The sequence below is a fragment of the Sorangium sp. So ce1335 genome (genome assembly GCF_051521615.1).
Taxonomy (GTDB): Bacteria; Myxococcota_A; Polyangia; order Polyangiales; family Polyangiaceae; genus Sorangium.
Map to the genome: position 1 here is coordinate 4091534 of NZ_CP150363.1, position 26127 is coordinate 4117660.

Below are 26127 nucleotides of genomic sequence, written 5' to 3' on the forward strand. Positions count from 1 at the left end.
GGCCGGCGCCGCGCGCGGTCCTGCCGCAGCGCAGACGGGCGTCAGCGCGGCGTCGACCGGGTGGCAGCGCCGATCAGGAGAGAGGGCGGCTCGTCCGTCTCACGGGAGCCGCCCTCGGGCGGGCTGGTCTGGGGGAGGGAGGGTCAGACCGCGCGGCGGCGGTTCACTTGGGGACGGCGGGGGCGGCGGCGGGCTGCACGGCGCCGGCCGGCTTCTTGGCGGCGGCAGGCGCGGTCTCGCCGGCCTCCTTCATGGCCTTGTCGATGAGCTTCTTGAACTTCGAGAACGGCTGCGCGCCGCTGATGAAGTAGCCGTTCACGACGAAGGCCGGCGTCCCGCTGATGCCCGCCTTCTCCGCGACGGAGTTCTCGGACTCGACGAACGCCTTGTGGGTGTTCGCGTCGAGCGCGTTCTTGAACTTCGTCATGTCGAGGCCCACCTCCTCGGCGTACTTCTCGAGCGAGGCGCGCGAGAAGGCCTCCGGCTGCCCCTGGTTCTTGAAGAGCAGCTCGTGGTACGCCCAGAACCCGGCGTTGCCCTTCTGCGCGTAGGCCTCCTGCGCGGCCTCGGACGCGAGCGGCGCGTTCTTGTGCATCGGCAGCGGCCGGTGGCGCCACACGATCTTCAGCTTGTCGCCGTAGGTCTTCGAGATCTGCGCGACCGTGTCCTCGACGCGCTTGCAGAACGGGCACTCGAAGTCCGAGAAGACCTGCATCACGACCTTGGCCCGCTCGCCGCCCTTCCACGGGCTGTTCGGCGCCGGCGCGGCGACCTCCTTACGCTCGGGCGGCGGCGGCTCCTTGCCGTCCTTGATGATCTCGGCGTAGAGGTTCTTGGCGGTGACGCCCTTGGCGAGCAGCCCCTCGGCCTTCTTGATCTCCTCGTCGATGATCGTCTTGAACTTGTCGATCGGCTGCGCGCCGACGAGCCGGCGGCCGTTGATGAAGAAGTGCGGGGTCCCGGACGCCTGCAGGTCGTCCGCGAGCTCCTGATCGGCGGCGATGCCCGCGCCGTGCTTCTTCGTCGTGATCGCGACCTTCACCTTCTCGACGTCGAGGCCGAGCTCCTTCGCGTAGCCGAGCAGGTCCTCGTCGGTGAGCTTCTGCTGGTTCTTCCAGAGCAGGTAGTACGCGTCCCAGAAGCCCTTGTCGCCCTTCTGCGCGCGGGCCTCCATGGCGAGCTCGGCCGCGGGCTCGGCGCGCTGGTGGAAGGGGAGCGGGTTGTTCTTCCAGACGAACCGGACCTTGTCCCCGTAGGTCGTGAGGAGCTCGTCGATGGTCGGGACGACCTTGCTGCAGAACGGGCACTGGAAGTCGGACCACTCGACGATGGTGACAAGCGCGGTGTCCGGACCCTTCACCGGCGCGTCGCCGACGGGCACCTTCCACACGGTCTTGTCGTCCTCCTGCGGGCGCTCGCGGTCCTGCTTGGGCGGCGCCTTCGCCTTGTTCTCCGCGGCGAGCTTGGCGTAGACCTTCTCGGGCTTGGTGCCCGCGGCGATCGCGGCCTGCGCGGCCTTGAGCTGCTCGTCGATGACGGCGGTGAACTTGTCGACCGGCTGCGCGCCGCTCAGGAACACGCCGTTGATGATCGAGGCCGGCGTGCCGGTGACGCCGGACGCCTTGCCGACCGCCATGTCGGCGTCGATCTTGGCCATGTACTCCTGCCGCTCGAACGACGCCTTGAACTTCGCCTTGTCGACGCCGGCCTCGGCGGCCCACGCCTCGAAGTTGGCGGGCGTGAGGCTCTTCTGGTTCTTGAAGGCGAGCTCGTGGAACTTCCAGAACGCCTTCGACCCGCCGAGGCGGAACACGGTCTCGGCCGCGAGCGCGGCCGGGCGCGCGTTCTTGTGGAAGGGAAGCGGGTTGTTCTTCCAGATGATCCGCAGCTTCTCGGGGCCGTACTTCTCCTTGAGCTGGTTGATCGTGCCCTCGACGCGGGTGCAGAACGGACACTCGAAGTCGCTGAAGACGACCATGGTGACCGGCGCCGTCCGCGAGCCCCACATCGGGTCCTTCGACGAGACGGGGATCGCCGCGTCCTCGTCGCTCCACGGCTGCCCGTCGTCGACGGCCGCCGCGATCTCATGACCGCGCGAGCCGGCGCTCCGATCGATGCTCCACATCAGCCCCATCCCTGCGATGAAGCAGAGAAGGAAGCCGACGATGGCTGTTCCCTTGTTCATGAATGATTTCCTCTCTCAACGTTGGTGGGGCTCGCCAGGCGGGCCCCTCCTTACAACGCGGGCGCGACACCAGGTGGAGCGCCCGCGACAAGATGGCCAATCGTGAACTCCCTGGGCGGCGAGCCACCCAGGGCCGAAGGAGCCGCCGCCGCGTGCGCGCGGCGTCAGCCCCCGGCGGAGCGCCGGGACCGCTCTGGACCCGTCACGTCGGCGCCCGGCTCCGGCAGCGCGGAGACCGTCGCCCTCGTAGGGGGCGGCGCGCCTCCGCGGCGCGGCTCTGGACGAGCGCCTCTCGGGCTCGGGTCAGACCGGCAACGCTCCGGATCTCGCGGCAGGCCTGAGCTCGCGCCTCGATCCGCGGCCTCCGAGAGGCCACGCGGCGCGATCGATCGCGGCCCGCCGGCGAGCTCGCCTCACCGGGGCGGGTGGTAGACGCCCTGCTCGACGCCAGGGCGCGGCCCCCCGGCCGGCGCGAGGAACGAGACGTGCGCCACGGGCGCGCACGAAGCAGGCAGCACGAGGTCCGGGACGAGCAGCGCCTGCTGCGGCGCGCTGGCGAGCTCGCTCGCGGGCACGGGGTGGCGCGAGTTCGGCCCGACCCTCGGCCACGGATCGCCGCCATCACACCCGGGGGCCGCGTCGATCCGATCGTCGGCGACCGGAAGGGTGCGGGGCGGAGCGACCGAGGAAGCGCCGCGGGGATCGCAGATGGGCGCGTCCCTCGTCTCGCCCGTCGCGTCGTCGACGCTGGTAAGGACGGTGCACGACGGCTCGTCCGGCGGGGCGACGATCGTCATCCGGTCTTCCTCGCAGACCGGTACGATCGCAGCGCCCGCGCGCAGCGGCAGGACCATCGCCAACGCGAACGTCAGCAAGGTCATCAGGCGCTGGGCAGCGTGCCGCGACATCCACGCAAGGAGTAGCCGAGGCCCGGAAGAAGAGCAATGCCCTGGATCCACGAGGGATCGCGCCGTTCCGGCGCCTCCGTGGACGGATCTCTGCCCGCGTCCGGCGCGGCGTCCGGCGCAAGAGTTGTCGACAGGGTGTGGATAACCCTGTGGATAAACTGGAGAGCCCCTGTGTCGAAATGGTGCGCGGAGCCTGCCCCCGCCCTGCGAGCTCGGCCGTTTTCCGGCCTGGCGACGCGCACCTCGCGAACTTGGCCCACCTTGTCCTACATCCGGTAGGTTCGCTGCATGGCGAACTCCTCCGTGACCGTGCCTCGTCCGGTTCTTCCGCCTTCGCACGAGCCCAGCAGGAGCGGCTTCGCCGCGGACGACGTTCCGCGGCCGCTCGGCCGCTACGTGCTCCTGCGGCGCATCGCGCGGGGGGGCATGGGCGAGGTGTTCCTCGCCTCGACGACCGGCCTCGAGGGGGCGGAGCGGCCCGTGGTCGTGAAGATCATCCGCCGCGAGCACGCGTCGGATCCGAGCTACATCGCGCGCTTCCTGGACGAGGCGCGGGTGCAGGCGCAGCTCCAGCACTCCGGCGTCGCGCAGGTCATCGAGGCGGACGTCGACCCCGCGACCGGCGAGCCGTACGCGGTGGTCGAGCACGTCGAGGGCCGGAGCCTCGGGGAGGTCCGGGCCCGCGCCGTGCAACTCGGGCACCGCTTCGACTGGGCGGAGGCGGTCGCGATCGCGACGATGATCGCCGAGGCGCTCGCGCACGTGCACGAGCGCAGGGACCCGTCGGGCGCCGCGCTCGGCATCGTGCACCGCGATCTGTCGCCCCAGAACGTGATGCTCGGGTTCTCCGGCGACGTGAAGATCATCGATTTCGGCACCGCGCGCGGGCAGAACCGGCGCTGCCACACGGTCGCGGGCGTCGTGTTCGCGAAGCCCGGCTACGTCGCGCCGGAGGTCGCCAACGGCGACCCGGGCGACGCGCGGGTCGACCTCTACGCGCTCGGGATCATGCTCTGGGAGCTCTGCGCCGGGCGGCGCTTCCTCCAGGGCGACGCGCAGGCGCACATGGCCGCGGTCGCGCGCAACCAGAACGACCCGCCGCCCATCGCCGTGGGCCTCGAGGCGCCGCCGGCGCTCGACGCCGTGATCGCGCGGCTCACCGCCTTCGACAGGGACGCGCGGTACCCGTCGAGCCGCGCCGCCGCGCGCGACCTCGCCGCGCTGCTCGGGGCGGCGATCGCCTTGCCGGGCGGCGAGCGCGGCGTGCGCGCGCGGGCCGCGCACCTGATGCAGCGGCTCTTCCCCGGTGAGCCGGGGCGCTCGCGCAGCGAGTTCGCGGCCCTCGTCGCCGCCGCGAAGGCCCACCGGGCCGCGGCCGTGACGCCGGTGAGCCCCCGCGCGGAGGCGATGGCCTCCGCCGAGCGCGGGGACGAGGGCATGCTGCCGGGCACGCGGTACCGGCTGCTGCGCGAGATCGGCGAGGGCGCGAGCAGCATCGTTTACGAGGCGGAGCACGTCGACCTCGGCCGCCGCGTGGCGCTCAAGGTCGTGTCCGCCGAGCACTCCGCGACCGACGTCGTCGCGAGCCGCTTCCGCCGCGAGGCGCGCGTGCTCTCGCGTCTCTCCCACGAGCACCTCGTGAAGGTCCACGACTTCGGCATGGCCGCGGACGGGCGCCTCTTCTGCGGCATGGACCTGCTCGAGGGCGAGACGCTCGACGCCGTCCTCGCGCGCGGGGCGGCGATCGACTGGCGCGACGCGTTCGCGATGGCCGTCAAGGTGCTGAGCGCGCTCGAGCTCGCGCACGCCGAGGGCCTCGTGCACCGGGACGTCAAGCCGGAGAACCTGTTCCTGACGCGCCTGAGCGGCGCCGCGGGGTCGCCCTCGCTGGCCGACGCCGGCCTGAAGCTGCTCGATTTCGGGCTCGCCAAATGCCTCTCGGAGGACCGCGGCGAGGCCGACGGCGTCGCGGACGCGACCGGCGCGGGGGCGGGGCCGGCGAGGGCCGCGATCGCGATCGTGGGGACGCCGGAGTACATGGCCCCGGAGCAGGCGGCGTCGGGGCGCATCGATGGGCGCGCCGATCTGTACGCGCTCGGCTGCGTCCTTTACGAGATGCTCACCGGGCGCCTGCCGTTCGTCGAGCCGAGCCTCGTCGCGCTGCTCGACGCGAAGATCAAGGGCAGCCCCGAGCGCCTCCGCGAGCGCGCGCCGGCGCGGCAGATCCCGCCGTTCGTCGACGAGCTGGTGATGCGCGCCCTGGCGCGCCACCCGAGCGTCCGCTTCCAGAGCGCGACCGAGATGCGTCAGGCCGTCCTGAATGCGCTGGACACGCCCGTCCGGGCGCGTGCGCGTCGCCGCGCGTTCGGGTTCGCGGCGGTGGCCGCGGTGATGACGGTCGCGGGCGTGCTCGCCGTGGGCAACGGGCGCGAGATCGCGGCCGGCGTGCCCGCGATCGCGAGGCTTGTCGAGGTCGCGGGCGGCGCCGGCGCTTCGCCGGAGGAGGCGGCCCAGGGTGGCGCCGGGGCGAGCGACGCGCCGGCGACCGGCGCGCCGGCGACCGGCGCGCCTGCGGCGGCGGAGGCTCGGACGGCAGCCGCGGAAACGCCGGCGATCGCGGAGACGCCGGCGATCGCGGAGACGCCGGCGGTCGCGGAGACGTCGGCGGCGACCGCTGCGGCGCCGACCGCGACCGGGGCGGAGGCGCCCGCTGGCGCGCCCGTGCCCGGCCCGGCGGGGCAGGGGACCGCTGCGCCTCCGGCCCTCGCTGTCGCGCCCGCCGCCGCGCCCGCGGCCGTCGCGCTCCGGGCAGGCGCCGCGCCGGCCGCGCCGGTGGCCCGACCCGCGCAGGTGGCCGTCACGAAGAGCGAGGCAGCGAAGCCGCCGGCAAGGGGCGAGGCCGCCGCGCGCGGTCCGGCCGTGGCCGCGGCGCGCGCCGCGTCGCCGAAGCCGGACAAGCCCGCGGCGCGCGAGTCCGCGGATCGGGCCTCGCGCGAGGTCGCGAAGCGCGACTCGAAGGTGCGCGACCGATCGTCCTCATCCTCGGCGCGCGAGCCCGCCGCGCCGCCGACACCGGCCCGTGGCGAGGCTGACATGCGCGACAAGGAAGGCCACGAGGATCACAGCGAGGCGAAGCGGCGCCGTCACAAGCGGCGGTCGCGGGTCGCCAAGGCCGAGTAAGCTGCGCCGCACGCGGCGCATTTCTCTCGCGCGCACGCTGCGGCGTTGTATACCGCGCAGCCTGCGATGGCCCAGATCGCCCTCTCCGCGCCCGGTTCGAACGCCGTCACCTCGGGCCCGCCTCATCGCGCCATCCTGCGGCTCGCGCTGCCGACCGTGGCGGCGATGCTCACCCAGAGCATCGTCAACGAGGTCGACATCGTCTTCTTCGCGCACCTGCCGTGCCCCGAGTCGTCGAACGCGCACGCGGCGCTCCTGCCGTCGCTGATCGTCCTCTGGCTGTTCGGCGGCTCGCTCAGCGCGATCTCGGTCGGCACCCAGGCGTTTACCGCGCGCCGCTTCGCCGAGAAGCGGCCCGAGGACGCGGGCGCGGTCCTCGCGAACGCCCTGTTCTTCGCGATCGTCGCCGGCGTCGCGTTCTCCGCGCTCGGCTACCTGACGATGCCCTACATCCTGTCGGTCATCATCAAGGTGCCGGACGCGCGGCAAGCGGCGCTCGACTACCTCGGCTGGCGCCTGCTCGGCGTGACGTCGATGGCGGCGACGTTCGCGCTCAAGGCGTTCTTCGACGGGATCGGCAAGACGCACATCCACCTCGTCTCGGCCCTCGCGATGAACGCGCTGAACATCGTGCTGTGCCTCCTGCTCATCTTCGGCAACGCCTCGCTCGGCATCCCGAAGTACGGCATCGCGGGCGCGGGCATGGCGGGCTTCATCTCGACCTACGTCGGGCTCGCGATCATGCTCGCGTACGCGCTCCTCCCGGAGTACCGGCGCCTCTACCGCCCGTTCGCCCCGAGCAAGCTCTCGGCCCCGCTCACCTGGTCCATCCTCAAGCTGTCGATCCCGAGCGCCGTCGCGACCGTCGCGATCATGACCGGCTTCGGCCTGTTCTACGCGATCGCCAGCAAGCTCGACCAGGTCGCGCCCGCGGGCGTGATCTCGCCGCTGTGCCCGGGCGGCCGCGCCGAGCCTGTCTACGGCGCGGCGACCACGGTGATCGTCGGGATCCTGAAGCTCACGTTCACCGCCTGCCTCGCCTTCGGCACGTCGACCGCGACCCTGGTGGCGCAGTCGCTCGGCGAGCGGGACGGCGACAAGGCCGCGCGCTTCGGCTGGGTGAGCGTCCGGCTGGGGCTCGCGATCTTCGGCGTCGTCGGCCTGCTCGAGGCGATCTTTGCCCCGCAGATCCTCGCGTTCGCCAGCAGCAGCGAGCTCGTCCAGGCCGCGGCGCTCCGGCCGCTCCAGGTGATGGGCATCTGCACGCCGCTCGTCGCGGTCGGCATGATCCTGACGCAGGCGCTCTTCGGCGCGGGCAACACGCTGTTCGTGATGGTGGTGGAGCTCATCCTCCACTTCACGTGCCTCGTGCCGCTCGCGTGGCTGCTCGGCATCACGCTCGGCTTCGGCCTGATGGGCATCTGGACGGCCGGCGTGATCTACGTCGTCCTCCTCGCCGCCACGATGGCGTGGAAGTTCCGCTCAGGGGACTGGAAGAAGATCCGGCTCGACGTCCGGGAGCAGCCCGACAAGGCCGCGCTCGACGACGGGAGCGGCGGCCCGAGCGCGCAGGGGCTCTGACCGGGCCCGATCAGCGGGGGAACGCGGCGGCGTTCCCGCCGTCGACGGTCACGACGCAGCCCGTCGTGGCCTCGGCGGTCGCGAGGTAGAGGAACGCCTGCGCCACGTCGGCCGCGGTGGTCTCGCGCCGGAGCAGGTTGTCGCGGAAGTAGTCGTCGACCGAGACGTTGCGGGCGCGCGCGCGCGCCTCCAGCATGCCGGCGCCGAACAGCGCGGTGCGGATGCGGTCGGCGTTCACGGCGTTCGCCCGGATGCGGTGGCGGCCGAGGTCGACGGCGTACTGGCGCATCAGCGCCACGAGCGCCGCCTTGGCGACGGCGTAGGGGCCGAAGTCGGGCCCCTGGTTGAACGCGCTCTTCGACGCGTTGAACAGGAGCGCGCCGCCCGCGTCCTGGGCGAGCAGCACGCGCGCCGCCGCGCGGGCGACGTTCTGGTGGCCGAGCAGGTTCAGATCGAGCGAGGCGCACAGCGCCTCGTGGCCCTCCGGCGTGTGGAGGGATCCCGAGAACGCGCGGCCGGCGTTCGAGACGACCACGTCGACGCCGCCGAAGTGCGCCGCCGCCTGCGCGAACGCGCGGCTCACGCTGGCCTCGCTGCGCACGTCGCACGCGATCTTGATGCAGCGGCCGCGGTGGCGACCGCCGAGCTCGGCGGCGGCCTTCTCGAGCGGCTCCTCGTCGCGATCGACGAGCGCCACGTGCGCCCCCGCGGCGAGGAACGCCGCCGCGGTCGCGTGGCCGATCCCCGACGCCGCGCCCGTGATCAGCGCGATGCGCCGATCGAGCGGCCCCTTCTGGCCGGCCCCGAGCTTCAGCTTCGCCTGCTCGAGGCTCCAGTACTCCATGTCGAACAGGTCGAGCTCCGGGACCGGCTGGTACCCGCCGAGCGCCTCAGCGGCCTCGATCACGGACACGGTGTGCTCGTAGACGTCCGCCACGATCTCCGCCTCGGCGCGCGAGCCGCCGACGCACAGCGCGCCCACCCCCGGGAGCAGCAGCACCCGCGGGAACGGATCGAGCTCGTCGCGCGTCACGGCCCGCGCCGCGCACGACCGGCGGAAGTACTCGTGGTACTCGGCAGCGTACCTCGCGATGCCCTGCTCGACGGCCGCGCGGAGGCGCGCCGCGTCGGCGACGTCATGGCCGTCGATGACGAGCGGTCGCGCCTTGGTGCGGATGACGTGATCCGGGGTCGCGCAGCCGATCTGCGAGACCCTGGCGAGGTCGTCGCGCTCGCAGAACGCGACAAGCTCCAGGCTGGTGCGGAGCGTGCTCACCCACGGGCGACCCGAGGCGCGGGCGAGGGCGCCCCGGACGACCGGCCCGATCGCGGCCCGGATGTCCGGGTCCGGCGCCGCGACCGTGGGGTGCGAGGCGATCGCGCTGCGCTGGGCGATGTAGCGCTCGGCGCGGGTCACCGCGTCGATCATGCGCGAGTAGCTCTCCTCGGCCGTCTCTCCCCACGTGAAGACGCCGTGCTTGTCGAGGATCATCAGCGAGGGGAGCGCGCCCCGATCGAGGCGAGCCCGGATGAGCTCGGCGACGCGGCGCGCGAGCGCGAAGCCCGGCATCACGTACGGCACGAAGAGCGCCTCGTCCCCGTAGATCTGCCGGACGACCTCGGCCGAGCCGCGCAGATCGATGACCGAGAGCACCGCGTCGGCGTGCGTGTGATCGACGAACTTCGCGGGGATGATCGCGTGAAGCAGCGCCTCGACCGAGGGCGTGGGGCTCGATGGATCCAGCATCTGGCCGCGCAGGAGCGCGACCATCTGCTCGTCGGTCATCGCCTCGAGCCCGCACGCGCGCTGGAGCGGCGCGAGGCGGCACGCGGGGAAGCCGCGCGGCTCGATGGTCGCGAGATCCCACCCGCTGCCCTTGATGAAGAGCACGTCGACGCGGTCGCCGAGCAGGTCGACGGCCGTGCTCTTGACGCTCGTGTTGCCCCCCCCGTGGAGGACGAGCGACGGATCGGCGCCGAGCAGGCGGGAAGTGTAGACGCGGAGGGCGAGATCCTCGCCGCAGGTCGCGGCGTAGGTGTCGAGGTAGCGCTGGGCTTCGTCCTTGCTGTGGCGACAATCCATCGACCGGCCGCGTACCCCAGCGACGGAGGCGCCGGAAGCCCGCCGCTCAGTAGCGGTAGTTCTCGGCCTTGAACGGGCCCTCGGCGGGGACGCCGAGGTACTTCGCCTGCTCCTGCGTGAGCTGCGTCAGCTCGACCCCGAGCTTCGGCAGGTGCAGCGCGGCGACCTTCTCGTCGAGCTTCTTCGGCAGCAGGTGGACGCCGACCGTGTACTTCTCGGTCCACAGGGCGATCTGCGCGAGGACCTGGTTCGAGAACGAGGTCGACATCACGAACGACGGGTGGCCCGTCGCGCAGCCGAGGTTCACGAGCCGGCCGCGCGCGAGGACGATCAGCCGCTTGCCGTCCGGGAAGATGAAGTGGTCGACCTGCGGCTTGATGTTCTCCTCCTTGATCTCGGGGTTCTTCTCGAGCCACGCGATCTGGATCTCGGAGTCGAAGTGGCCGATGTTGCAGAGGATCGCCTCGTCCTTCATCGCGAGCATGTGCTCGGCGCGGACGACGTCGGCGCAGCCGGTCGCCGTGACGAAGATGTCGCCGATCGGGGCGACGGTCTCGAGGCGCTTGACCTCGTAGCCCTCCATCGCCGCCTGGAGCGCGCAGATCGGGTCGATCTCGGTGATGATCACGCGCGCCCCGAGGCCGCGCAGCGACTGCGCGCACCCCTTGCCGACGTCGCCGTAGCCGCACACGACGGCGACCTTGCCGGCGAACATCACGTCCGTCGCGCGCTTGATGCCGTCGCCCAGCGACTCGCGGCAGCCGTAGAGGTTGTCGAACTTGCTCTTCGTCACCGAGTCGTTGACGTTGATCGCGGGCACCTTCAGCTTGCCCGCGCGGTGCATCTCGTAGAGCCGGTGCACGCCCGTCGTCGTCTCCTCCGACAGCCCGCGGATCGGGTCGGTGCCGGTGAAGAGCTCCGGGTGCTTCTCGTGGGCGATGACCGTCAGATCGCCGCCGTCATCGAGGATCATGTTGGGCCCCTTGCCGCCCTTGAAGGCGTAGAGCTGCTGCTCGATGCACCAGTCGTACTCCTCGAGGGTCTCGCCCTTCCAGGCGAAGACCGGGATGCCGGCCGCCGCGATCGCCGCCGCCGCGTGGTCCTGCGTCGAGTAGATGTTGCAGCTCGACCAGGTGACCTCGGCGCCGAGGGCGACCAGCGTCTCGATCAGCACCGCGGTCTGGATCGTCATGTGGAGGCAGCCGGCGATGCGCGCGCCCTTGAGCGGCTGCGTCGGGCCGTACTCGGCGCGGAGCGCCATCAGCCCGGGCATCTCCTTCTCGGCGATGCGGATCTCCTTGCGACCCCAGTCGGCGAGCGTGATGTCGGCGACCTTGTACGAGAGCTTCTTCTCAGCAGTCATGGTGTCCCCTTGTCTGTTCCGGTGAATGCGCCGGTGCGCGCGCGCCGCGCCAGCCGACGAGCAACTGCCAAACCAGGTGTCGATCCGGGCCCTCGCCCTGCCAGGCGGACGGCAGCCGTCGGATCTCGACGCCGCAAAGCCCGGCGTCCTCCGCGAGGCGCCTGAGGTCGGTCGGCGAGAAGCCGAGCCAGATGTCCGCCTCCTGCTCCCGCAGCGTCGGATCGTTGTGCGTCTCGTAGTCGAGCACGCACACCGCGCCGCCGCGGGCGCGCAGGGCGTCATCGGCGTGGGCGGGCGCGGCCGGCCGCGCGAGCTCGACGAGCGCGCGCATCGCCTTCGCTGGCTGCGGCGCGTGGTGCAGCACGCGGGCCGCGAAGACAACGTCGGCGCCTCCGGAGAGGGGCTCGCCGCCCTCGGGCGGATCGATCCCGAGCGCGCCGGCCACGGCCCGGATCACCTCGGGCCCGTCGATCTCGCCGCACACGAGCTCGATGTTCTCGAGGCTGCGCCGCCGCATGCGCTCCGCCGCGAGCTGGAGCTGGGCGCTCGCGCGATCGAGCGCGACCACGCGGTCGAAGACGGGCGACAGCACCTCGAGCAGCGCCCCGTCGCCCGTGCCCGCGTCGACGGCCAGGCGGCGGTGGGGCAGGAGCGGCGCGAGCGCGGCGAGGTACGCGGCGAGCTCGGACGGCGGCCCCGAGCGGAGCGGGCGCCCCCCGCGCGCGAAGAACTCGCGGGTCTCGGCGTCGCGCGCGGCGAGCACGTCCTCGATGCGCGCGAGCGTCCCGTCCGCCGCGCAGGCGCGCTGGCCCGCGCGCACGGCGTCGTCGACCACCGGGTCGGTCGTGGCGCGCGGGTCGAGGCGGAGCAGCGTCCACGTGCCCTGACGCCGGGCGAGCAGGATGCCCGCCTCGCGGAGCGCGGCCGCGTGGCGCGAGATCTTCGGCTGGCCCTCGCGGAGCAGCTCGGCCAGCTCGCCGACGGCGAGCTCTTCCGCCGCTGCCAGGCCGAGGAGCCGCACCCGCACCGGATCGGCGAGGAGCCGGTACAGCTCGCACCGCGCGATCGCCTCGAGAGGCTGTGCCAGGGGCTCCGTGACGGTGACCACCTGGCAACGTATATGCGTCGATGCGCATAGATGCAAATATAAAACGCGTGCTGCCGGTCACGTCCCCAGCGGGGCCGTGGGAGCCACGCGCACCGGCGCTGACACGAACAGGCACGCCCATCCGGGGGAATGGGCGGTCAGGCCCTCGCGGCGGCGAGCAGACCGACCGTGGTTGAGGTCAGCGGGCGCCGACCGAGGTTGAGGTCGTAGGGGCCGACCGTGGTTGGGGGTCGGGGGCGCCGCCGACCGAGGTTGAGGTCGGGCGGGAGGTCGGGCGCCGCCGACCGAGGTTGAGGTCGGGCGGGAGGTCGGGCGCCGCCGACCGAGGTTGAGGTCGTAGAGGTCGACCGGGGTTGAGGTCGTAGAGGTCGACCGAGGTTGAGGTCGTGGAGGCCGACCGAGGTTGAGGTCGTAGAGGCCGACCGAGGTTGAGGTCGTGGAGGCCGACCGAGGTTGGGCTGACCGAGGTTGACGTCGTAGAGGCCGACCGAGGTTGCGGTCGGAGCGAGGGCCGACCGAGGTTGGGGTCAGCCGCCGACCGTCCACGCAGCGGGTCATTCCGCCTTGTCTGGATTCGCCTGTCTCACCACGCACCGCGCGGCGGTGCGCGGCACCTCAGCCGAACGAGCGCACGGCCTTCTCGAGCTTCGCCTCCTCGGAGGCGCGGAGCAGGCCCACGGCGACGACGGTGAGGCGCTCCGGCCGGAACAGCGCGCGCGCGGCGTTGCGCACGTCTTCCACGGTGACGCGGGCGAGCTCCTCGTGCCGCGCCTCCGGGGTCCGGGTGATGTCGGCGAGCGCGGAGAGCCCGTAGAAGCCGGCGGTCGCCTCGGGGTCGTCCTGCATCGCCTCCACCGACCAGAGGTGGCGGTCCCGCGCCTTGGCGAGCTCGTCCTCGCGCGGCCCCGTCTCGGCGAGCTCTCGGAGCAACGCGAAGATCTCCCGGACAACCACGGTCGCGCGGTCGTGCTGCACGCCCGCGGCGATGTCGACGACGCCGTCGTCCTCGTACGCCTCGAACATCCCCGACACGTCGTAGCAGAGGCCCAGCCGGTCGCAGATCCGCTCGTACAGCCGCGTCGACATGCCGTCGTCGAGCACGCGGAGCAGCATCTCCACGGCGGGCTCGCGCGGATCGCGCTCGCTCACGCCCCGGAACGCGACCCGCAGCTCGGTCTGGCTCGACTGGTTCTCGATGAAGCGGAACCTCGGCTTCTTCTGCCCGTTCGGCGGCGGCGTGACGGGCACCTGCTCGCCGCGCGGCATGGCGCCGAAGTGCCGCTCGATCACCCGCGCGCACGCCTCGGGGTCGAACCGCCCCGCCACGCAGAGCACCGCGTTCGCCGCCGTGTAGTGCCGTGCGTGGTGCGCGCGCAGCATCGGCTCGTCGAACCTGTCGAGCGCGTCGATGTCCCCGGTGATCGTGAAGCCGAGCGGGTGCCGCTCGTACATGAGCGCGCGGGCGTTGTTGTCCGCGTCGATGTCGCGCCCCTCGTCGTCGAGGTCCTCGAGGATCTCCTCGCGCACGATGCCGCGCTCGACCTCGATCGCGGTGAAGCGCGGCGACGTGGTGACCTCGCCGAGCAGCGCGAGCACCGGATCCAGGTTCGCCGGGGGCACGGAGATGCTCATCACGCCGTGGTCGACGTGGGTCGCCGCGTAGAGCGTCCCCCCGAGGCGCTCGAAGGCGAGCGCCTGCGCGTGCGCCGACGGCAAGGTCGGCGTCCCACGGAACACCATGTGCTCCAGGAAGTGGGAGATCCCGTTGTTCTGCTGGGTCTCGAACCGCGAGCCCACGCGCAGGTAGAGCGAGGCGACAGCCCGGTGCACCTGCGGTTGCGGGACGAGCACGACCTTGAGGCCGTTCGGGAGGACGACGTCCCGAGCGTCGCGCAGCGGGAGCGACGTCATTCCCCCTCGTCTTCGATCGGGAGCTCCGGCTCGCCGGAGCCGTCATCGGCCGGCCTGGACTCCTTGAGGAGGCCTTGGTCGTACTTGACCTCGCTGCCGATGGTCGACTTGAGCCGGCGCATGTACCCGACGAGCGCGTCGTTCTGCTTGGCGGCCCGCATCGCCGAGATGTAGAACTCGCGATCCTTGTCCCATTGCTCCTGGGTCGGGGAGGTCTTCTCCTTGAGCTGGATCACGGCATACCCGTTCTCCAGCGCGACGACGTCCTTGGGCAGGTCGCCCGGCTTGTCGAGCTGGAAGGCGATGCGCGCGGGCTCGGTGCTGTCCCTCGCGTCAGCGATCGGCGACCCCGACACGTTGAACGGCAGGCTCGTCTCGACGTTGGGCCGGTTCGGATGCGTGGCGATCGTGTAGGGCGCCCGCGCCTCTCCCGGCTCGGACTCTCCCTCCTTCTTCGCGCCGCTCGCGTCGCCCTTGCTTCCGTCCTGCGCGGCGGCCCTGTCCGCCGGCTTCGCGCCCGGCGCGGCGGCCGCGCTCTTCGAGGGCGCGAGCTGCGCCATGTACGCGGCGAGCGCGTCCTCCAGCGACTTGCCGCCGGCGGCCGCGGCGAGCACCTGCTTCGCGGCCTCGGCCGCGAGCCGCTCCGACTCGTGGCGGATGTACAGGTCGCGCGCCGTCTCCAGCCGGCCGATCTTCTCGGCCTCGGCGTCCTTCGCGATCTGCTCGAGCTTGATCACGTGGAAGCCGTCCTCGGTCTCGACGGGCTCCGACACCTCGCCCGCCTTCATCTCGAACAGCTTGTCCTCCACCGGCTTGCTCAGCCTGCCCCTCGTCACGCAGCCGAGCTCGCCGCCGCGCGCCGCGCTCGGATCGTCGCTCGCGCTGCGCGCCACGTCGGCGAAGCCCTCGCCGTTCTTGAGGCGCTCGACGGCCTGCTCGATCCGCGCCTTCGCGGCGGCCTTGCCCGCCTCCGGTCCCTGCGCGGCCTCGTCGGACTTCACCTCGGCGGTGACGATCCGGGCGACCCGGCACTCCGGCAGGTATTGCGCCTTGCGCCCCTCCCAGGTCTTGTCGAGCTCCTCCTTGTTGGCGTCGGCCCAGGCCTGGATCGCCTTCTCCGAGGTGTCCACGAGGAGGTCGCTGTAGAAGCTCCGGTCGAAGCGCACGTAGCTGAGCGTCCGGGTCGACTTCTCGCGGGAGAACTGCTCGAACGCCTCGTTCTCGCCGACCCGGACGCGGGCGCGGACGAAGTCGCGCATCCGCGCGGCGATGAGCTCCTTCCGCTGGTAGTCGCGGAAGTCGGTCGGGCTCATCTTCGTGATCGCCCGGATTTGCCGCTCGTACTGCTTGTTGTCGAACTTCTTCGTCTGGCGGTTGCGGACGTCCAGGTAGCGAATCAGGTCCTCTCGGAGGTTGAGGGCGTAACCGACCTGGCGGATCTTGTCCGCCGGGAGCGAGACACGCACCCTGCCTGCCCCGAGCTCGGCCGTCAGCTCGTCGTCCGAGACGCTGATCCCGAGGCGCTTCGCGTCCTCGTTGAGCAGCCACCGCTCGTAGAGGCCCTCCGCCGTGATCCGCCGGAGCCCCATTGCCCGGAGGCGGTTTTCGTCGACGCTGCGCATCGCGAGCAGGTTCCTCGAGGCGTTGAACTCGATGGAGGAGATGCAGCTCCCCCGGACCTCGACGGCGCAGGTGCTCCCGGACGACTGCACGGGGCCGGCGCTCGGGCGAAACTGGACGATGAAGACGACGGCGATCGCGATGACGATGGCGGCGCCGAAGATTTGGCTCAGTCTGTTCACGAAGGGCTCGCTCCCGGGGCGCGCTGCTCGCTCCTCGAGCAGCCTCTCGCCTTGGCCTGGCGCGGCATAGCACGGCGTCGACGGCGTGTCTTTACGGCGGTCGAGAGCGGGGCTAGGGGCTCATCCCATGGCAAGCTCGAAGTCACACCTCCCTGATTGCGGCCTCTACCTGACGACAAAGCCGCTCCCCGGACACGAGGACAAGGTACCTGCCGGCATCATCGTCTCCTTCCACAACCACTCGGACAACGGTCTGCCGACGGTCACGACGCCCGATCACAACGTCCACAACCGCTGGCACTTCCACGGCCCCGCCGTCGCGTTCCGGGGCACGACGTGGGCGGACTCGCTGCAGCGCCTCCCTGCCGAGGGGTTCTACACGCTCCGCAAGGAGCTCACGTTCGACGGGGGCAACTGGCCGAAGGGGACCCTTGTGCAGCTCGGCTACACGCAGGCGGGCATGCCTATCCTGTTCATCGCCCGCGTCCGGTCGCGGCTGCAGGAGAACGACCTCTTCTTTTCCGACAAGGGCGTGGGCATCAAGCGCGACCAGCTCTCGCTGCTCGAGCCCGTCTCCGTCTTCGAGGAGCCGAGCGACGGCTCCGGCCACAAGCCCGACCACGCCGAAGCGCACTGATCAACCCGTCGCTCCCGTCCACGCTGAAGCTGCTCGGGAGGCCAGAAAATCCATTCCCGGGCACGGCGTGTGCTTGTAATTTTCTTCTGTGATTCGACGCAGAACCCTCACTCCTCCGTCGCTCCAGATTCCACCCGAGCTCCTGGCGAACCGCCGCAGGAGCCCGCGCCGTGAGCTCAGCGAGCGGGTGCGCCTCGAGACCGAGGATCGCGCGGTCTCCGGCTGGACGCTGAACGTCAGCGTCGGCGGGCTTCGGGTGGTGATAGAAAATTCACTCGACCCCGGCACGGAGCTAACGGTCTGGCTCGACGGCCGGGCGCCGCGCCCGGGCCGGATCACGTGGGTCCAGGACGAGCCGGACGGCTCGATCGTCGGCGTCTGCTTCCTCGACGAGGGGGAGCCGAGGCCGTCACGGTCGAGCTCGTAGCCGCGTATGTGACTGCGCGGACGTGCGCGGAAATGCGCTCTGGCGCCAAAGCGCCACAGGTCCATGTCAGCGCTGTCAGCTTGACGAGGGCCCCGCAATTTTGCGATGGATGTTCCTGCTGGCATGGGGGTAGCCGGGAACCAGCGGACGATGCCGACACCCGCGGAGATCAAGAAAGCCCTGCTCCAGGCCGGATTCGAGGTGTACCGCACCCGGGGCGACGCCGTGCACGTCGCGGAGCGGGTGCGGGAGAACCTCCTCATGGATTCCGGCGTCGTCGTGGGCGCCGAGCCGCTGCGCGTCGGGTTCGTCGTGCGCGCCCAGCGCAGCGACTTCCCGGGCGCGGCGGACGAGCTGCTCTTCGACCGGGCGCGCGCCCTGGCCGAGGCCGCCGTGGCGCGCGGCTACACCGAGGGCGCGGCCGCCCTCCGCCACGTCCACGATCCGGGCGACGCCGCGCGGACGCTGGATACGTGGTGCGAGGTCCAGTTCGAGAAGCCGGTGGCGTCGCTCGAGCTCGCCGTCAGCGAGGTGGGGTTCGCCCTCTCGCTGGAGAAGACTGCCGTACCGCGGTAAGCGGTAGACGATGCCGTTCGACCGAGCCGCGAGCCTGCTCGGGCCCTCCGGCCCGTTCGCGCGCGGCCTCCTGGGCTACGAGGACCGCGAGGGCCAGGTCGCGATGGCGAGCGCGGTCGAGCGGGCGATCGCCGAGGACCGCATCCTGCTCTGCGAGGCGGGCACCGGGACGGGCAAGACGCTCGCCTACCTGGTCCCCGCGATCCTGAGCGGCCGCAAGGTCGTCGTCTCGACCGCGACGAAGGCGCTCGAGGACCAGATCTACACGAAGGACCTGCCGCTCGTCGCCGAGCACCTCCGGCTGGATCCGCGCGCGGCGCTCGTGAAGGGGCTCGGCAACTACCTGTGCCTGCGCCGCTTCAACGAGCTCCGCCAGAGCCCCGGCGCTGGCGCCGGGGCCGCGGGGCGCTCGCTGCCGCTCCTGGAGGCGTGGGCGCAGGAGACCGAGATGGGCGACGTCGCCGAGCTCGTCCACCTCGCCGAGGGGGATCCGCTCTGGCGGGAGGTGGCGTCGTCGAGCGAGACGCGGCTCGGATCGTCGTGCGACTACTACGACGAGTGCTTCGTCACGCGGATGAAGCGCGACAGCGAGGCGGCGCGCCTGCTCGTCGTCAACCATCACCTCTTCTTCGCGGACCTCGCGCTGAAGATCGCCGGCGCGCGGCGCGGCTTCGCGGGCGCCGGCGCGCTGCCGCCGTACGACGCGGTGATCTTCGACGAGGCGCACCAGCTCGAGGACATCGCGACGAGCTTCTTCGGCGTCCGCGTCTCGCGCGCGCGCGTCGACTCGATGCTGCGCGACGCGGACCGGGCCTTCATCGCGTCGGGCCTCGCCGACAGGATCCTCGGCCGGGGCGAGGGGACGGCGATCACGGCCGTCGTGCGCGAGTCCGCGGACGCCCTCTTCGACCGGCTCGCCGCGCTCGGCGGCCCCGCGGCCAGCGCGGATCGCGAGGGCGCCCGCGTCCCGCTCGCCAGGGACGCGTGGTCCGGCGAGCTGCTCGAGGCCTACCATCGCCTGGACGACCACCTCGAGGCGCTCTCGAGCTACGCGAGCGCGAACGCGATCAGCGAGGCGGTGCAGCTCGTCGGCAACCGCGCGGCGCAGGTGCGGGACGACGCCGCGCGGATCGTCGACCCCGCGACGAACCAGGTCACGTGGGTCGAGGTGCGCGGGCGCGGCGTGTCGTTCGGCGCGTCGCCGGTCGATCTCGGGCACATGCTGCGCGAGCACGTCTTCGAGCGGATCGGCGCCGTGGTGCTGACGAGCGCCACGCTCACCACGGGTGGCTCGAGCGGATCCGGGTTCCGGTTCCTCCGCTCGCGGATGGGGCTCGACGAGGACGTGTCGGTGCCGGTCGACGAGCTCGAGGTCCCGTCGCCGTTCGACTACCCGAACGCCGCGCTCCTCTACACGCCGCGCGACCTCCCCGAGGCGACCGACGCGGCGTTCGTCGATCGCGCGGCCGATCGCATGGCCGAGCTCATCGGTATCACGGGCGGCGGGGCGTTCGTCCTGTGCACGTCGATCCGCGCGATGAACGCGCTCGCCGCGGCCCTGCGCGCCCGGCTCGGCCGCGCGCCCGCGCAGGCCCGGGCGGGCGGGGGCGCGCCGCGGGCCCCGATGCCGCTGCTCGTGCAGGGGGACGCGCCGAAGGGCGCGCTGCTGCGCCGGTTCCGCGCCGAGCGGCACGCCGTGCTCGTGGCGACGATGAGCTTCTGGGAGGGCGTCGACGTCCCGGGCGAGGCGCTGCGCCTCGTGATCATCGAGAAGCTCCCGTTCGCGGTGCCGACCGATCCCGTGGTCGCCGCCCGGTGCGCGTCGATCGAGCAGTCCGGCGGCAACCCGTTCATCGCCTACAGCGTCCCGCAGGCCGCGATCACCCTGAAGCAGGGGTTCGGCCGGCTGATCCGCACGCGCACCGATCGCGGCATCGTGGCGATCCTGGACCGCCGGGTCCGCACGCGCGGCTACGGCCGCGTGCTGCTCGACAGCTTGCCGGACGCGCGCCGGACGGAGCGCATCGAGGACGTGCGGGCGTTCTGGACCGCCGCCGGGGCAGGGGCGCAAGGAGAAGCGCCGGCGCGCGCCGACGAACCGCGCTGAGGCGAGCGTCGGGGGAGGCCGAGCCGAGCGCCGCGAGGAGGGCGCTCGGCGGGGTGAGGGTGAGGCGAGCGCGGCCGGCCGTCAGGGGTACGACGTCTTGCCGTAGATGCACCAGGCGCCGCCCTTCTTGAGGGCGATGGTCTGGCGGAGCTTGTAGTCCTTCTTGAACCGGGGATCGTTGTACGACGCGCGCGACGAGGGCACGGTGGGGTTCCTGCAGTCCGCCCCGGAGGCGATGATCAGGAAGTAGCGCGGGTTCTTGGAGAAGAGCGCGTCGGTGTAGCCGGTGCCGACCTTGTGCGTGTACCCGCCGGGCAGGCTCGAGACCTCGGGGCTGAGCAGCCCCAGCATGTCGACGACCGGGAAGCCCGTGCGGTACCCGACGTAGCCGATGTCCGCGATCGCGATCGGGCCGGGCTCGGCGTTCTTCTCGAGCCAGTCGGCCGTGCGCCCGGCCGCGTCGTCCCAGAAGCCCTTGTCGTTGACGAGGATGTTGCGCTGCGCCCGCCAGAGCTCCTCGGTGCGGGTCGCGAACGTGATCGCGCCGAAGGCCGCGAGCGCGAGCGACGCGGCCCGCTCGCGCCGCGCGGCGATCGCGCGGATCGCGTGGTCGACGAGCAGGAACGCGAACGGCTCAGCGGGCGCGAGGAACCGGAAGTACGGCATCCAGTCGCCGCCGACGACGACGACGTACACGCCAAAGAGCAGCGCGATCGACGCGATCGCGAGGCCGCTCCGGCGCCGGTGGACGACGGACGACGCGACCGAGAAGAGCCCGAGCCACAGGAAGGCGCCGGCGTGCTGCGCGTACTTGCGGACGTAGTCGCTGCCGCCCTGGAGCTGCTGCGCGAAGTTGCCGGTCTTCGCGGCGAGCGTGTTCGGGAGCCACGCGCCGTAGTAGCTGTGCCGCCAGAGCAGGTGCGCCGCGACCGGGAGCGCGAAGGCGAAGAGGCGGAGCAGGTTTCGCCGCGAGAACGCCTGGTCCACGTGCCAGATGACGAGCAGCCCGAGGAACAGCGGCGCCTCGGGGCGGGTGAGCGCGGCGAGCGCGAACACGACGCCGGACCAGGGGACCGCGTGGAACCAGGCGGCGCGCTCCGGCCCTTCGCCGGCCTCGGCGGCGTCCTCCTCGCGGAGGAAGAGCTCGGTCCCCGCGAGCGTGAGCAGGAGGAAGAGCGGCGTCTCCAGCCCGAACACCGCGTAACCGGAGAAGAGGATGCTCGTCGCGAGCAGCCACGTCGCGAGGCACGGGACGTTCGAGAACGGGCGCAGCCGCCGCGAGAGGAGGTACGTCGGGACGAGGGCGCCGCACGCGCACGCCACGCCGAGCACCTTCGACGCGGCCGCCGGCGTCGCGCCGAGCTTCACCGCGCCGGCGAGGAGCACGGTCCAGAGGAAGTTCGTGTAGCCCTCGACGCGCTCGCCCACGTTGTAGACGAGCCCGTTGCCGTTCGCGAGGTTCTCCGCGTACCGGAACGAGATGTACGCGTCGTCGATCGTGAAGCTCGCGACGCGGAGCGCCCCCACGATCGTGACAAGCATCGGCAGGACCAGCCCGAGCGCGATCTGGAGCCACGCGGGCAGCGGCGCGCCGGCGAGCCAGCCACGAAGATCGCGCGCCGGCGACGTCGGGCGCTCCTCGTCCTCCATCGGCTCCTCGTCCTCCGCAGGCTCGTCGCGTCCTGGGTCTTCGCTCGTGTCCACGGCAATTCTGCTGCGCTCGTCGCTCATCGGGCGCCGACCATACCGCGATTGTCACAGCCGTAACCTCGGCCCGCGTAAATCAGGACAGGATGGTGTGCGAACACCCCGACGCAGTGCGAACGAAATTGCGCACTCCGCTCGCCGGATTAGGCTCTCGAGGCAGCCATGGCGACGGGGGCGCGAGCCCGTGGGGCGGCCGAGCGCGGCGCCACGCGAGCCCGCGCCGCCAGGAAAGGAGTCGAGTGATGAGCGACGTCGTTGCGCATCTGCCCGTGATCGTTCTCGTCGTTGCCCTCGCGGCGCTCGCCCTCGCCGCGGTGGTCCTCGCGCGCAGGGGCCGGAGCTCCGGTGCGCCCGCCCGCGCGCTCTCCATGAGGGAGCGGGCCATCGTGGCGGCCTGCGCGGACGCGCTGTTCCCCGCCGGCGGCCCGATCCCGCTCTCCGGCACCGAGGCCGGGCTCGTCGAGTACATGGATCGCTACGTCGCGCGCACGCCTCGGCCGCTCCGGCCCTACCTGCGGCTGCTGCTCCATTTCGTCGAGCTCTCGCCCTGGGTCTTCGGGCCGCGGCGCGCCCGCTTCACGCGGCTGCCGCAGCCCGATCGCGTCGCGGTGCTCGCGTCGATGGCGCAGAGCTGCATCTACCTGCGGCGGGTGACGTTCCTCTCGCTCCGGACGATGCTCTCGATGGGCTACCTCGCCAACGAGAAGGTGGCCCGCGCGATCGGCGTCTCCTGCTGCGCCACGCCGTTCGAGCGCCGCGCCCCCGCGAGCCCGGCGGGGCAGGGGGTCGCCGTGAGCGCCACGTCGCTCTCGCCGGGGGTGACGGCATGAAGCTCCCGGGGCTATCTGGGGCGCTCCCGCCCGCGAGCCCCGAGCGCGCCGAGCAGCGCCAGCTCCCCGTGGCCGCGCTCCGATCGAGGGCCGAGGTGGAGCCGCTCGCGCCCAGCGAGCCGCGCTCCCAGGTGAAGGTGTTCGCCGACTACGACGGTGACGTGCGGGCGTCCTGCGAGGTGCTCGTCGTCGGGTCGGGGCCGGGCGGGGCGGTCGTCGCCAAGGAGCTCGCCGAGGCGGGGCGCGACGTGATCCTCGTGGAGGAAGGGCCGCCGTTCGGGGTGGAGGACTTCCGGCAGGAGGCGGGCGAGTCGCTGGCGCGCACGCTGCGCGAGGGGGGGATGCGGGCGGCGCGCGGTCGCATGCTCATCCCGACCATGCAGGCGATCGCGCTCGGGGGCGGGTCGGTCGTCAACTCGGCGATCTGCGCGCGCGCGCCCGCCTGGGTGTTCGACAAGTGGGCGGACCGGACCGGGACGGCGTCGATCACGCTGGAGACGCTGTTGCCCCACTACGAGCGCGTCGAGCGTCTGCTCGGGGTCGCGCCCACGCCCATGGAGGTGCAGGGCGAGCGCAACCTGCGCTTCAAGCGGGGCTGCGACGCGCTGGGCCTGTCGAGCGAGCCGACCCACCGCAACGTGCGCGGCTGCCGCGGCTCGGGCGAGTGCTTCACGGGGTGCCGCAACCGCGCGAAGATGTCGACCGACGTCTCGTACGTCCCTGCCGCGATCCGCGCGGGCGCGCGCGTCTTCACCAGCGTGCGCGCCGAGACGCTGCTCCTGTCGGGCAGGCGGGCCGCCGGGATGCGCGGCCGCACCATCGAGCCGTTCACGTGGCGCGAGGGGGCGGCCGTCGAGATCCGGGCCAGGCTCGTCGTGCTCGCGGCGGGCTGCATGGCGACGCCGCTGATCCTGCTCCGCAGCGGCGCCGCGAGCTCCAGCGGTCATGTCGGGAACGAGCTGCAGCTCCACCCGGGGCTCGCGATCATGGCCGTGTTCCCCGATCCCATCGACCCGTGGGAGGGCGCCACCCAGGGCTATCACTCGCTCCACTTCCTCGATCAGGGCATCAAGCTCGAGGTCCTCTGGTCGCCCCCCGCGGTGCTCGCCGCGCGCTTCCCGGGCTTCGGGCACGACTACCAGCGTCATCTGCGGACATACAACCGCATGGCGCCGTTCGATGTGATCATCGCGGCCGAGCAGTCGCGCGGGACGGTCCGTCCGAAGCGCGGCTCGTGGGATCCGGATGTGCGGTTCGACTACGCGCCGCGCGACGTCGAGAAGATCCAGCGCGGCCTGGGGATCCTGTCGGACATCTGCTGGGCGGCGGGCGCCTCCTCGATCCTGCCCGGGCTGCACGGGATCCCCGACGAGCTGACGTCGCCGGCAGAAGCCGAGATCCTGAAGAGCAAGCGGCTCGACGGGCGCGACACGATCACCGCGGCGAACCACGCCTTCGGCTCGGCGCGGATGTCGCGGAGGCCTCGCGACGGCGTCGTCGACGAAGCGGGTCGCTGCCACGATCTGGAGAACGTTTACGTCGCCGACACGAGCATCTTTCCCGGAAGTCCTGCCGTGAACCCGATGCTTACGTGCATGGCGCTGGCCGATCGCATCGCATGCGGCATCATCGAGCGCTGGTGATGCGCGCGCTGGCGTGTCACCACAGGGGGCAGCGACCCGGGGGCGTCGCATCCGTTGCGCATGGACGGCATGTCACGGACGGCATGTGAGGGGGCTTTGCACCGAGAAGGAGGCAACTCCCGAGTTGATGTGAAGCTCCCGCAGGGTACAAATTGAGCGGCACGTTTCACATCGCACGGGGCCGAGCCGTCCGTCCGCCGAGCTGGGAGGGAAGCTTTGGGACCGAACGCAGTATCTGCTGCAATTCCGCGCGGACAAGCGCGCTCGCCGCATCGGGGCCACAACCAGCACGGCCGGGTGCTGCTGGTCGAGGACGAGCCTGACCAGGCGGCCATCCTCGAGGCGGTGCTGCGTCACGAAGGCCTCGACGTCGTCGTCGCTTCGAGCGGCGAGCAAGCGCTCGAGATCCATCAGCGGACCCCGGCGGACGTGCTCGTCACGGACCTCAACCTGCCAGGGATGACGGGGGTCGATCTCATGCGCCGGCTCTCCCCAGGTGAGCTCGAAGGGCCCGAGCCGAAGACGCCGCCGCCGGCCGTCGTCATGGTCACCGGCGCCGCGTCGATCACGAGCGCCGTCGACGCGCTCAAGCTGGGCGCGGCCGACTACCTCCAGAAGCCGCTCGATCCGGCGCGCCTCGTGCTGCTGGTGCGCCAGCTCCTCTCCGACGGTCCCGCCCGCGAGTTCGTCGAGGGCGAGGACGACGACCCCCTCCACGGGCAGCTCGTGTTCGAGGGGATGATCGGCGGCTCGGCCCGCATGCGGGAGGTCTTCACGCGCATCGAGCGCGTCGCCGCGACGATGGCGCCCGTGCTGATCGTGGGCGAGAGCGGTACCGGCAAGGAGCTCGTCGCGCGCGCGATCCACAATCGGAGCCGCCGCCGCGCCGGCCCGTTCGTCCCCGTGCACACCGGCGCCATCCCGCGCGAGCTCATCGGCAGCGAGCTCTTTGGCCACGAGAAGGGCTCGTTCACCGGCGCGTTCGCGGCCGCGGAGGGCAAGTTCGAGGCGGCCGCCGGCGGCACCGTCTTCCTCGACGAGGTCGGCACGATGGACGCTGCCGTGCAGGTCAGCCTGCTCCGCGTGCTCGAGACGTACCGGTTCACCCGCGTCGGCGGCCGCAAGGAGATCGAGGCCGACGTCCGCGTCGTCGCCGCCACGAACAAGGATCTGCTCGACCTCGTCGACGACTGCGTCTTCCGCGAGGATCTCTACTATCGGCTCAACGTGTTCACGGTGACGCTGCCCCCGCTGCGCGAGCGCCGGGAGGACATCTTGCCCATCGCCGAGCGCTTCTTGCTGAAGTTCGCGAAGCGCTACGGCACCCCGGCGCGCCGCCTCACGGACGCCGCCGTCGAGCGGCTGACGGAGCACGACTGGCCTGGCAACGTGCGCGAGCTGCGGAACGTCATCGAGCAGACCGCGCTCTTCGCCTCGACCGAGATGGTGTCGGCGAACGACGTTCAGCTCGGCCAGGGCCGGATCGAGCGGCGCTCCGGCCGACGCGCCTACGACAGCGTCGCGTCCCAGCGGGCCGCGGCCCCGGTCGTCGCTCCCGAGCCGGCCGAGCCGCTCTCGGTGCCGATCATCCACCCGTCGGACATGGCCGTCCCGTCCGACCCGGCGCCGTCGCACGTCGCCGTCGCGCCGCCGCCGCCGCCCTCCGTGGGCCCTGCCTCGCTGCCGCGGAGGCCTCAGGAGGGCAGCATCCCCGACGCGGAGCCGCCGCGGGACGCGGGCGAGGCGGCCGAGCACCCGCTCGTGCTGCGCCTCCCGGTGGGCACGCGCCTGGCTGACGCGGAGCGCAAGCTCATCTTGCTGACCCTCGAGGCCGTGCGCGGCAACAAGCAGCGCGCGGCCCGCGTGCTCGGGATCAGCCGCCGCGGCCTGTACTCGAAGCTACAGGCGTACGGCGAGCACGTGGGGGGCCACGAGGCCCCGGGGCCGAGCGAGAGCGCCGAGCCCCACGACCCGGTCGACGATGTGCCCGTCGTGACCGACGAGCCCAGCCTGGAAGAGCTCGGTTCGGCGCGCGGCGACGCCTGAGCGGCGCGCCTCGCTCTCCGCGGCGACGCGTGT

The 26127-nt window shown here is 72.1% G+C and carries 17 protein-coding genes; 9 read left to right on the forward strand and 8 right to left on the reverse strand.

What is annotated here, in order from left to right:
- Nucleotides 1–163 precede the first annotated feature (163 nt).
- Nucleotides 164–2185 (reverse strand): DsbA family protein, encoded by a 2022-nt coding sequence (locus WMF24_RS15145; protein WP_437737111.1) that lies wholly within the window; start codon nucleotides 2183–2185, stop codon nucleotides 164–166.
- Between the two features lie 413 nt (nucleotides 2186–2598).
- On the reverse strand, nucleotides 2599–3093 hold the full coding sequence (locus tag WMF24_RS15150) for a hypothetical protein (RefSeq protein ID WP_437737112.1): 495 nt from the start codon (nucleotides 3091–3093) through the stop codon (nucleotides 2599–2601).
- Between the two features lie 288 nt (nucleotides 3094–3381).
- Here WMF24_RS15150 and WMF24_RS15155 point away from each other — a divergent pair, with 288 nt between their 5' ends.
- Together WMF24_RS15155 and WMF24_RS15160 are read left to right on the forward strand one after the other, a co-directional pair.
- Nucleotides 3382–6273 carry a serine/threonine-protein kinase gene (locus WMF24_RS15155; protein WP_437737113.1) on the forward strand — a complete coding sequence of 964 codons (2892 nt, stop codon included), beginning with the start codon at nucleotides 3382–3384 and terminating at the stop codon, nucleotides 6271–6273.
- 66 nt (nucleotides 6274–6339) lie between these two features.
- Complete coding sequence (locus tag WMF24_RS15160) at nucleotides 6340–7854, forward strand: MATE family efflux transporter (protein WP_437737114.1); 1515 nt, start codon at nucleotides 6340–6342, stop codon at nucleotides 7852–7854.
- Between the two features lie 10 nt (nucleotides 7855–7864).
- Here WMF24_RS15160 and WMF24_RS15165 read toward each other — a convergent pair whose 3' ends face one another.
- From WMF24_RS15165 to WMF24_RS15185, 5 genes are all read right to left on the reverse strand, one after another.
- Nucleotides 7865–9937 carry a bifunctional aldolase/short-chain dehydrogenase gene (locus tag WMF24_RS15165; protein WP_437737115.1) on the reverse strand — a complete coding sequence of 691 codons (2073 nt, stop codon included), beginning with the start codon at nucleotides 9935–9937 and terminating at the stop codon, nucleotides 7865–7867.
- A 46-nt stretch (nucleotides 9938–9983) separates the two neighbouring features.
- Complete coding sequence (gene ahcY, locus WMF24_RS15170) at nucleotides 9984–11300, reverse strand: adenosylhomocysteinase (protein ID WP_437737116.1); 1317 nt, start codon at nucleotides 11298–11300, stop codon at nucleotides 9984–9986.
- Nucleotides 11290–12408: an ArsR/SmtB family transcription factor gene (locus WMF24_RS15175; protein ID WP_437737117.1), complete on the reverse strand. Its 1119-nt coding sequence runs from the start codon at nucleotides 12406–12408 to the stop codon at nucleotides 11290–11292. The genes ahcY and WMF24_RS15175 overlap by 11 nt, the downstream gene beginning before the upstream one ends.
- Nucleotides 12409–13023: 615 nt before the next feature.
- Entirely contained in the window at nucleotides 13024–14319 is a 1296-nt protein-coding gene (locus tag WMF24_RS15180) for a M16 family metallopeptidase (RefSeq protein ID WP_437737118.1), read from the reverse strand.
- Nucleotides 14316–16121, reverse strand: coding sequence for a peptidylprolyl isomerase (locus tag WMF24_RS15185; protein WP_437737119.1), 1806 nt, complete (start codon nucleotides 16119–16121; stop codon nucleotides 14316–14318). The genes WMF24_RS15180 and WMF24_RS15185 overlap by 4 nt, the downstream gene beginning before the upstream one ends.
- Nucleotides 16122–16248: 127 nt before the next feature.
- Between WMF24_RS15185 and WMF24_RS15190 the strand changes: the two genes are divergently transcribed.
- From WMF24_RS15190 to WMF24_RS15205, 4 genes are all read left to right on the forward strand, one after another.
- Nucleotides 16249–16758: a hypothetical protein gene (locus WMF24_RS15190; protein WP_437737120.1), complete on the forward strand. Its 510-nt coding sequence runs from the start codon at nucleotides 16249–16251 to the stop codon at nucleotides 16756–16758.
- An 88-nt stretch (nucleotides 16759–16846) separates the two neighbouring features.
- The gene (locus WMF24_RS15195; RefSeq protein WP_437737121.1) at nucleotides 16847–17185 is read left to right on the forward strand and encodes a PilZ domain-containing protein; all 339 of its coding nucleotides are present in this window, start codon (nucleotides 16847–16849) and stop codon (nucleotides 17183–17185) included.
- 150 nt (nucleotides 17186–17335) lie between these two features.
- Nucleotides 17336–17761 carry a hypothetical protein gene (locus tag WMF24_RS15200; protein ID WP_437737122.1) on the forward strand — a complete coding sequence of 142 codons (426 nt, stop codon included), beginning with the start codon at nucleotides 17336–17338 and terminating at the stop codon, nucleotides 17759–17761.
- Nucleotides 17762–17771: 10 nt separating this feature from the next.
- Complete coding sequence (locus WMF24_RS15205; RefSeq protein ID WP_437737123.1) at nucleotides 17772–19868, forward strand: ATP-dependent DNA helicase; 2097 nt, start codon at nucleotides 17772–17774, stop codon at nucleotides 19866–19868.
- Between the two features lie 81 nt (nucleotides 19869–19949).
- On the opposite strand, the gene WMF24_RS15210 is transcribed toward WMF24_RS15205, so the two are convergent.
- Nucleotides 19950–21572: a hypothetical protein gene (locus tag WMF24_RS15210; protein ID WP_437737124.1), complete on the reverse strand. Its 1623-nt coding sequence runs from the start codon at nucleotides 21570–21572 to the stop codon at nucleotides 19950–19952.
- A 245-nt stretch (nucleotides 21573–21817) separates the two neighbouring features.
- On the opposite strand from WMF24_RS15210, the gene WMF24_RS15215 reads away from it, so the two are divergent.
- The 3 genes from WMF24_RS15215 (at nucleotide 21818) to WMF24_RS15225 (ending at nucleotide 26094) form a co-directional block, all read left to right on the forward strand.
- On the forward strand, nucleotides 21818–22405 hold the full coding sequence (locus WMF24_RS15215; RefSeq protein ID WP_437737125.1) for a gluconate 2-dehydrogenase subunit 3 family protein: 588 nt from the start codon (nucleotides 21818–21820) through the stop codon (nucleotides 22403–22405).
- Nucleotides 22402–24048 carry a GMC family oxidoreductase N-terminal domain-containing protein gene (locus WMF24_RS15220; RefSeq protein WP_437737126.1) on the forward strand — a complete coding sequence of 549 codons (1647 nt, stop codon included), beginning with the start codon at nucleotides 22402–22404 and terminating at the stop codon, nucleotides 24046–24048. The genes WMF24_RS15215 and WMF24_RS15220 overlap by 4 nt, the downstream gene beginning before the upstream one ends.
- Before the next feature lie 297 nt (nucleotides 24049–24345).
- The gene (locus tag WMF24_RS15225) at nucleotides 24346–26094 is read left to right on the forward strand and encodes a sigma-54-dependent transcriptional regulator (RefSeq protein WP_437737127.1); all 1749 of its coding nucleotides are present in this window, start codon (nucleotides 24346–24348) and stop codon (nucleotides 26092–26094) included.
- Nucleotides 26095–26127 lie beyond the last annotated feature (33 nt).